Source organism: Paeniglutamicibacter quisquiliarum (genome assembly GCF_019084045.1).
Lineage (GTDB): Bacteria > Actinomycetota > Actinomycetes > Actinomycetales > Micrococcaceae > Paeniglutamicibacter > Paeniglutamicibacter quisquiliarum.
The window spans coordinates 148,318-155,825 of the sequence record NZ_JAHRED010000010.1 but is presented as its reverse complement, the minus strand read 5'-3'; the positions used below and the strand labels follow the sequence as shown (position 1 = coordinate 155,825).

At 64.4% G+C, this 7,508-nt stretch carries 8 protein-coding genes; 6 read left to right on the top strand and 2 right to left on the bottom strand.

Annotation, left to right across the window (positions count from 1 at the left end):
* Positions 1-418 precede the first annotated feature (418 nt).
* Positions 419-877, bottom strand: coding sequence for a hypothetical protein (locus tag KRR55_RS17035; RefSeq protein WP_217390500.1), 459 nt, complete (start codon positions 875-877; stop codon positions 419-421).
* 762 nt (positions 878-1,639) lie between these two features.
* Between KRR55_RS17035 and KRR55_RS17030 the strand changes: the two genes are divergently transcribed.
* From KRR55_RS17030 to KRR55_RS17005, 6 genes are all read left to right on the top strand, one after another.
* Positions 1,640-3,187 carry an FAD-dependent oxidoreductase gene (locus tag KRR55_RS17030; protein WP_217390499.1) on the top strand — a complete coding sequence of 516 codons (1,548 nt, stop codon included), beginning with the start codon at positions 1,640-1,642 and terminating at the stop codon, positions 3,185-3,187.
* Positions 3,188-3,243: 56 nt separating this feature from the next.
* Positions 3,244-4,224: a non-homologous end joining protein Ku gene (gene ku, locus KRR55_RS17025; protein ID WP_217390498.1), complete on the top strand. Its 981-nt coding sequence runs from the start codon at positions 3,244-3,246 to the stop codon at positions 4,222-4,224.
* Between the two features lie 99 nt (positions 4,225-4,323).
* Positions 4,324-5,229 (top strand): IS982 family transposase, encoded by a 906-nt coding sequence (locus KRR55_RS17020; protein WP_217390497.1) that lies wholly within the window; start codon positions 4,324-4,326, stop codon positions 5,227-5,229.
* Positions 5,230-5,254: 25 nt separating this feature from the next.
* Positions 5,255-6,247, top strand: coding sequence for a DNA topoisomerase IB (locus KRR55_RS17015; protein WP_217390496.1), 993 nt, complete (start codon positions 5,255-5,257; stop codon positions 6,245-6,247).
* A gap of 283 nt (positions 6,248-6,530) precedes the next feature.
* Positions 6,531-6,839 carry a hypothetical protein gene (locus KRR55_RS17010; protein ID WP_217390495.1) on the top strand — a complete coding sequence of 103 codons (309 nt, stop codon included), beginning with the start codon at positions 6,531-6,533 and terminating at the stop codon, positions 6,837-6,839.
* Positions 6,840-7,006: 167 nt separating this feature from the next.
* Complete coding sequence (locus KRR55_RS17005; RefSeq protein ID WP_217390494.1) at positions 7,007-7,204, top strand: hypothetical protein; 198 nt, start codon at positions 7,007-7,009, stop codon at positions 7,202-7,204.
* A 25-nt stretch (positions 7,205-7,229) separates the two neighbouring features.
* On the opposite strand, the gene KRR55_RS17000 is transcribed toward KRR55_RS17005, so the two are convergent.
* On the bottom strand, positions 7,230-7,463 hold the full coding sequence (locus tag KRR55_RS17000; protein ID WP_217390493.1) for a hypothetical protein: 234 nt from the start codon (positions 7,461-7,463) through the stop codon (positions 7,230-7,232).
* Positions 7,464-7,508: the final 45 nt, after the last annotated feature.

The window sequence follows — 7,508 nt, the reverse complement described above, 5'->3', positions numbered from 1 at the left end:
CGGTACACGGGGTCCCTTCGGCATTCGGTTCCGCGCCGGGGCTTGGAACAGCATCGGCCAATTGGCGTTCCCCATGCGTTTTGGAATCAAGTGCATGTGCAGTCGAAAAGGTCGTCGGCCCTCCCGGAGCGCGGCCCCGATTCCACCTTCCCGACAAAGTGCATTTCTTTTTTCGACGGGGCCGAGAGCGCATTCGGTGATGCAAGACCTCGCGATATTCGATCCCCATGAAAATGCCTCGCCCCCAACGGGTCTTCTCTCGGGCGAGGACCGAAGGGGCAGGCAGACAGCGACGAAAATGGGTGCGGATCCCAACGGAATCCGCACCCATTCACTTCATCTTTCCGATGCAGTCACCGTCCACTCGAACGGAACTGCGCTTCACCAACTAGGTTGAAGCCGACATTGGGCAAGGAGCCTAGCTGTCGTCGCCTCCGAAGCCGCCCTGTCGGGATTCTCCGCCAAACTCGGACTGCTCTTCGCTGCTACCGGAATTGCCATACTGACCTTCCGAGGAACCGCTCGAATCCTGGCCGCCACCGAAACCACCGGACTGCTCTTCGCTGCTACCCGAGTTGCCGTACTGGCCTTCCGAGGAACCGCTCGAATCCTGGCCGCCACCGAAACCACCGGACTGCTCTTCGCTGCCGCTGGAGTTGCCGTACTGACCCTCAGAGGAGCCACTCGAATCCTGGCCACCACCGAAACCGCCCGACTGCTCTTCGCTGCTACCGGAGTTGCCGTACTGGCCTTCCGAAGATTCACCGGAGCCCTGGTCGTTGCCGAAGTTGCCTGAATCGGCTTCCCCGCCCATCAGGTTCTGCTCTTCGTTGTCTCCTTGGTTTCCGAACTGTTCGGAGTTGTATTCATCTGACATGACTTTCTCCTTGCGGTCTTCGACCCCTGTTCTAGCGGGATGACATGACCCAATGTAACGACCACATAACAACGCCGCAAGTCTTTTCCCACGCCACGCCGTAAGTTCTTCAATTTACTTAAAACCGTACATCGTGTGTGCTGAACGGCGAGATCCGGTGCTAGTCGGCACGACTGCACGATGAATGGATGCTTCCACGGAGGGCTCTGTGCGCTCTCTCCTGCCGGTTGCAGGATGAGTAGGTGCACGATCTAAAACCCCCACCTCAGAGACGCTATTTTGGTATGACTACGAGGCCCTGCCAAGAAAATTTCACTTCTCGGGTCTCCGGACTTGTGGATGCGTTCACTGTGCCTGCCAGCACCCGCACCCGTCACCCACTGAGCCAACTTATTAGCCGGTATAGCGAATTAATCCTTTGCCCTACACGATCAACGTCCCTCGCTCCGTACTACGTGAATATTTTCTCAACCCGTTGGCGGTGAAGGAGGCTTGAAAAATCTCGACCAGGCACTCGCTGGGCACCGGATCGACGTCGTGGCTTCATTCGTTGCTCACCATCGTTTTGCCCGTCGTTTACCTGCGCGACTGGCTCGGTCCATCTGGTCAACGGCATTGGCGCGTTGCCGTTTTGGCACCAGTCCCACGACGGTATCGAAACCATTTCCATGGCCGCAAGGGTCCCGTAGACTCGGCGGCCAGCGACGCCACCATGAAGCGGCCAACCAAGGGGCCGATCCGGAAATCTCCAAGGAGCAAACCATGGACTCGATATGGCTCGATCCCCGGCCGCAAATCGAAACTGACACCTTCGTCCCCGGCGAACACTACGACGTTGTTGTGGCAGGGGCCGGGCTGACAGGATTGGTCAGCGCCCTGTTGCTGAGTCGCGTCGGCATGCGGGTCGCGGTCCTCGAATCCCGGTTCGTGGGAGCGGGTACCACCGGCCACACCACGGCCAAGGCCAGCCTCCTCCAAGGCACCGTCCTGCAGGAAGTACGCAGGAACTTTCCTGCCGAAGTAGCCCATGCCTACGTCGAAGGCAATCTCGAGGGGCTGGCCTGGCTCCGGAGTTACCTGGATGAACACGACGTCGAGCACCAAACCCGCGATGCGTTCACCTACGTACTGGGGGAAGCCGGCCTCGGGACGCTCGAGGCGGAGGCGGTCGCCAGCCACGAGGCCGGCCTCGACGTTCGCTTGCTCGAGAACCCCGAAATCGGCCTGCCCTTTCCTGTCGCCGGGGCACTGACCTTGTCCGGCCAGACGCAATTCGACCCCGTGGCCGTTTTGGTCGCGCTCTGCGCCGACCTGCGCGGCCGCGGAGTCGCGATCTTCGAGGACGCACGCCTAACGGGGGCCGGCGTTGCGGCACCGCTGGAACTCACCACCAGCCGTGGAACCCTGGGCGCCGACAACCTCATCCTGGCCACCGGCACGCCGGTCCTCGATCGAGGCGGATACTTCGCGAAGCTGGAACCTTCCCGCTCGTACCTCTCCGCCTACATGGCACGCCCGGGCGCCGAAGCCTTTCCCGAGGGCATGTACCTCTCGGCCGATGAGCCCGGACGCTCCCTGCGCACCGCAACCCACCTCGGCAGGCAGGTGCTGCTGGTGGGAGGAAACGGCCACCCGGTGGGCACCGGGTCACCGAGCCGGTCGGCACTCGAGCTGGATCGCTGGGCCCGGGAGCACTTTTCCGTCGCCGAACGCACACACGCCTGGTCCGCCCAGGACTATCGTTCGGTCAACGCCGTGCCCTTCGTGGGACGGATGCCGCGCGGAGGCGGACGGATCCACGTCGCCACCGGATTCAACAAATGGGGCATGACCAATGCGGTGGCCGCCGCACTGCGCCTTGCCGCGTCCATCCTGGGCGGCGAAAGCCCCTGGGGAGCGGTGCTGGGCCACCGTGCCTCCGGTGCCGCGGCGCTGGCAGAAGCCGGGAAGTTCAACGCCGGAGTGGCCAAGGGACTGGTCACCGGGTGGGCGCACGCGCTGACCGAGAACGCCCCGCACAGTGGCCAGGAAGTACCCTCAACTGGCACGGCAGGACAACCTGCCGCCGGGGATCCGGAGGGCCATGTGGTGCACGAGGGCCTGCACCCCGTAGCGGTCTCCACCGTTCAGGGGCGCACCTGCCGCGTCTCGGCAGTGTGCACCCATCTGGGCGGCATCCTCACCTGGAACGACGAGGAACTTTCCTGGGACTGCCCGTTGCATGGTTCGCGGTTCACCCCCGAGGGCACCGTGATCGAGGGACCTGCGACCAACGACCTCAAGGCCATGGACCACGAGGAGTCCCAGTAGCCCAGGGACCAGCCCATTCTCTGGCCAGCCGCGTCCCGCGGTGCTTGACTGGGACCATGAGAGCTATCTGGACCGGATCCATCGCCTTCGGGCTGGTCAACGTGCCGGTCAAGGCCTACGGGGCAACCAGCGACCACGACGTCTCACTGCACCAGGTGCACGATGCCGACGGCGGACGGATCCGCTACCAGCGCAGCTGCGAGGTGTGCGGAAAGAAGATCCCCTACGAGCGCATCAACAAGGCCTTCGACGACGGAGAACGGACCGTGGTGCTCACCGACGAGGAAATGGAATCCCTGCCGGCGGAAAAAAGCCGTGAGATCGAGGTGGTGCAATTTGTGCCCAGCGAGCAGATCGATCCCATCATGCTCGAGCGCAGCTACTATCTTGTCCCCGATTCGAAATCTCCCAAGGCCTACGCACTGCTGCGCCGCACCCTGGAGGAAACTGACCTAACGGCAGTGGTGAAATTTGCGCTGCGGCAAAAGACCCGCCTCGGCGCCATGAGGGTCCGCGGGGACGTGCTGGTGCTCCAGGGCCTGCTCTGGGCCGACGAGGTGCGGGAGGCCGACTTCCCCGAGGCCCGGACCAACAGCAAGATTTCCGCGCAGGAACTCAAGATGTCGGCAACGCTCGTCAAGGAATACAGCACCGACTTCTCCCCCGGGGAATTCGAGGACGACTACCAGGTCCAGTTGCGCACGCTGATCGAGGAAAAGCTCAAGAAGGGCGATTCCCTGGACACCGAGGAAACCTTCGGCGCCACCGGCACCGACGCGGAAACCACGGAGTCCGGGGACGTGATCGACTTGTTGGAGGCGTTGAAGCGCAGCATTGCCCGCAAGTCGGGGTCGGCGAAGCCCGACACCCCGGCGCGCCGAAGCGGCGACGCAGCGAAGGAAGCGACACCGAAAAAGACGCCCGCCAAGAAGACGGCTGCAGCAAAAAAGAAGCCGGCCGCAACCACAACCGAGACATCCGCCAAGGCAGGGACGGCGGGCAGGAAGACTGCCTCGAAATCCCGCAAGGGCGCCTAGATGAATAAGTCCTAATCGGTGCCGTGGATTAGACCGGCCTCCGGTCCATATTGGACCGGAGGCCTTTTAAAATCGTGCGGAGAGTGTTAAGCCTCGTATGTGAACCCAAAACTCAACACTCTCCTGACCACACTCTACGTCTTTCTCACCGACCGTGTCCTGCCCGACCTCGGCCATGTCCGGTCCGGGCGGCCCGGCCGAAAGGCCGTCCTTGGCGACGCCGAGCTATTGTGCCTGGTGGTGGCGCAGCACCTGCTCCACGGGCATTCCTCGGAGTCGCGGTGGGTCCGCTACGCCCGCACCCACCTGCAGGAAATGTTCCCCGGCATCCCGCAGCAATCCGGCTATAACAAACGCGTCCGGGCCGCCGGAACGCTGATCTCCGCGGTCATCACCGCCCTGGCCCGGGACACCGAATCCTGGCACGAGATCCTCCGCCTGCTCGATTCGACCCCGGTTCCGTGCGGCACCAGCCGCGAAACCGTCAAGCGCTCCGACCTTGCCGGGCACGCCGGCTACGGATACTGCGCCTCGCACTCGCGCTACTTCTGGGGCTTCCGCCTGTACCTGATCAGCACCCCGGAAGGGATGCCGGTGATCTGGGGACTGGCCAACCCGAAACTCGGGGAACGCGAGGTCACCGAGGCCCTGCTGCGCCACGACCACCATCTGGTCCGCGACGGACAGGTCATCCTCGCCGACAAGGGCTTCGCCGGACGGGACTTCGAGCGGTTCATCGCCGAGGACCTCGGCGCCAACCTGGTGCGGCCGGACCGCAAGGACGAGAGGCCCAGGTTCGGGAAGTTCGGGGGCATCCGCCAGTGGATCGAGTCCGTCTTCGACAGCCTCAAGGGCCAGCTTGGGCTCGAACACCACGGGGCACGGACCCTCGACGGGATCCACGCCCGCGTCGCCTCAAAGCTCCTGGCACTCTCGGCCGGAATCTGGAACAACTGGAAAACCAACGAACCCCGAAAGCGCTCCCTGATCGCCTATGACCACTAACTTTCAATAGGACTTAATCATCTAGATGCACCACGGACTCGACCACGTCGAGCCGGGCACCGGGGGCATCCGCCGCAGGGTCGCAGGACGCGGATTCAGCTACCACAGCGCCAACGGGCGGCACATCCGTTCACCGTGGCTGCTCGAGCGCATCCGGGAACTGGCCATCCCCCCGGCCTGGACCGACGTGTGGATCTCCTCCGCCCCGGAAGCACACATCCTGGCAACCGGCGTGGATGCCGCGGGACGCACCCAATACATCTACCATCCGCGCTGGCGCGAGGAGCGGGAGAACGAAAAGTATCTTCGCTCCCAGGCTTTTGCCCAGCGACTGCCGGCAATCCGCCGCCGGGTCACCCGTGACCTCAGGCAAACCCTCGATCCCCGACGCCGGGCCCTGGCGGCGGCCGTGCGGCTGATGGACCGGGCGGCACTGCGCGTGGGCGGCGCCGCCTATGCCCGCGAGAACGGTTCCTTTGGCGCCACCACCCTGCTCAAGCGCCACGTGGAATGTTCCCGCGCTTCGGTGCACCTGAAGTTCGCGGGCAAGTCAGACGGCACCTGGCACGTGTCGGTGGACGACGCGTTGCTTGCCGGCTATTTCGCCTCCCTGCCCCGCACCCCGCGTTCCGGCCCGGCCATCTGCCATCCGGTTCCCGACGGGCGCAGGAAGCGCTGGACCGGGGTCAACGACACCGAGGTCAACGAATACCTTGGCGAGATCGCCGGCCAGGGTTTCACGGCCAAGGATTTTCGCACCTGGCAGGGCACCGCGGTTGCCGCCCTGTCGTTGTCCCGTTCCCTGCGTGCCGGAGTGACATCCCCCGAGGCAGTGACCATGGCCGTCCACGAGGCCGCCGACTGGCTTCACAACACCCCGGAGATAGCGCGGGATTCCTATGTTGATCCGCGGGTCATCGACCTATTCGAGCAGGGCAAGGTCGCCGATCTTCGGCGGCAACCCGACCGCGCGGTGCTCGCCCTGCTGCTGCCGCCCGGGGCCAAGCAAGGTCGATGAATTGCGGGGCGGCAAGCCCCGGACCCGCAGCCGGACGCGGCGCCGCCTGCCCTCCGCAGCCTCGTGGCGGCCGGAAAGAGGTCGACATATCCTCGACGTCATTCCGGCCAAGGTACGCACCCCGCACCCGCGCGTGTCGAATTGCTTGTTTTTGCCGACGAGTCTTGTGCATAATCAATTTATCGATCGACTGGCGGTGAATTCCGTCGGTCGCACGTGGTTTCTCCAGACCCGGGAAACACGTCATCCGTTTCACCTTTTCGGTACTTCGAGGATCGGGCCCATGACAACCCAAGATTTGCTTGCACAGTCGCCGCGAGGGAACCAACGGCCCGCGGCCATCACTCTTTCGGCACAACGGCACCACGCCCCGCCGGTGACCTGCGGAACCTGCAGGAGCGCCGAGTACCTGGTCTTTGAACAGGTCAAGCCGGTGCCGCGGCGGGGCTCGGCCCCCGCTGCATGGGACGTGGAATGTTGGTGCGGCCAATGCGAGGAATACCAAGGATTTCGCACCACGACGCCGCCGGACATGCCGCATTCCATCCTGCAGCGCGGCTACGGAACCGGAGGCTGGCCGGTCGGCGCCTAGCGCTCGACATGGGAGTGGATTGCCTCGCCGGCAAGGTACCCCACGACCTCGGTGTCCGGCGCGCGCAACTTATGGTTGGGCGTTGTCGCCGCCTGCGGGAGTATCCCGGGCGGCGCTGTTGGCCTATGACCGCGCCCACCGCCAAGTCGATGAGAAGAACCACGACCATGAAGCCACCGACGAAAGGCAAGTCAATGCACGAGCTGGACCTGATCCGGGCGGCCGCGGAGGACGTTGCGGCCGCCCGCTCACTGCTGAAACAACGCCTCGAGACACTCGATGCCATCACCCGCAGTGCCCTGGAGCGCGGTGTCCCGGCCGCCGAGGTCGCGGCGGCGGGCGAATCGTCCCTGGCCAGTGCCTGAGCCCGGAACCGGCCACCGGCGCGGGTTAGGCCCGGTCGGTGGCCTGTGCGTGGCCCGACTCGCGGGCGCAGTGGGCGCAGCAGTACATCCCTGTGTCGCTTTCCAGGCCATGTCCCAGGATCCGGCAGCCGCAGTGGGCGCAGGCCGGGGCCATCATGTGGATGGCGCACTCGAAGCTGTCAAAGGTCCGGGTCTCCCCTCCGCGGGTCAGCGTGAAGGTCTTGTCGTAGTCGTTGCCGCACATGTCGCAGGTCGCCATGATTCCTCCTTGGTTGAGTGGTTGGTTGATTGGTTGGTTCCCCGG

Coding starts and splice junctions, on each gene's coding strand:
- KRR55_RS17005 (WP_217390494.1), top strand. CDS start 7,007: ATGAAGCCACCGACGAAAGGCAAGTCAATGCACGAGCTGGACCTGATC.
- KRR55_RS17015 (WP_217390496.1), top strand. CDS start 5,255: ATGCACCACGGACTCGACCACGTCGAGCCGGGCACCGGGGGCATCCGC.
- ku (WP_217390498.1), top strand. CDS start 3,244: ATGAGAGCTATCTGGACCGGATCCATCGCCTTCGGGCTGGTCAACGTG.
- KRR55_RS17000 (WP_217390493.1), bottom strand. CDS start 7,463: ATGGCGACCTGCGACATGTGCGGCAACGACTACGACAAGACCTTCACG.
- KRR55_RS17035 (WP_217390500.1), bottom strand. CDS start 877: ATGTCAGATGAATACAACTCCGAACAGTTCGGAAACCAAGGAGACAAC.
- KRR55_RS17030 (WP_217390499.1), top strand. CDS start 1,640: ATGGACTCGATATGGCTCGATCCCCGGCCGCAAATCGAAACTGACACC.
- KRR55_RS17010 (WP_217390495.1), top strand. CDS start 6,531: ATGACAACCCAAGATTTGCTTGCACAGTCGCCGCGAGGGAACCAACGG.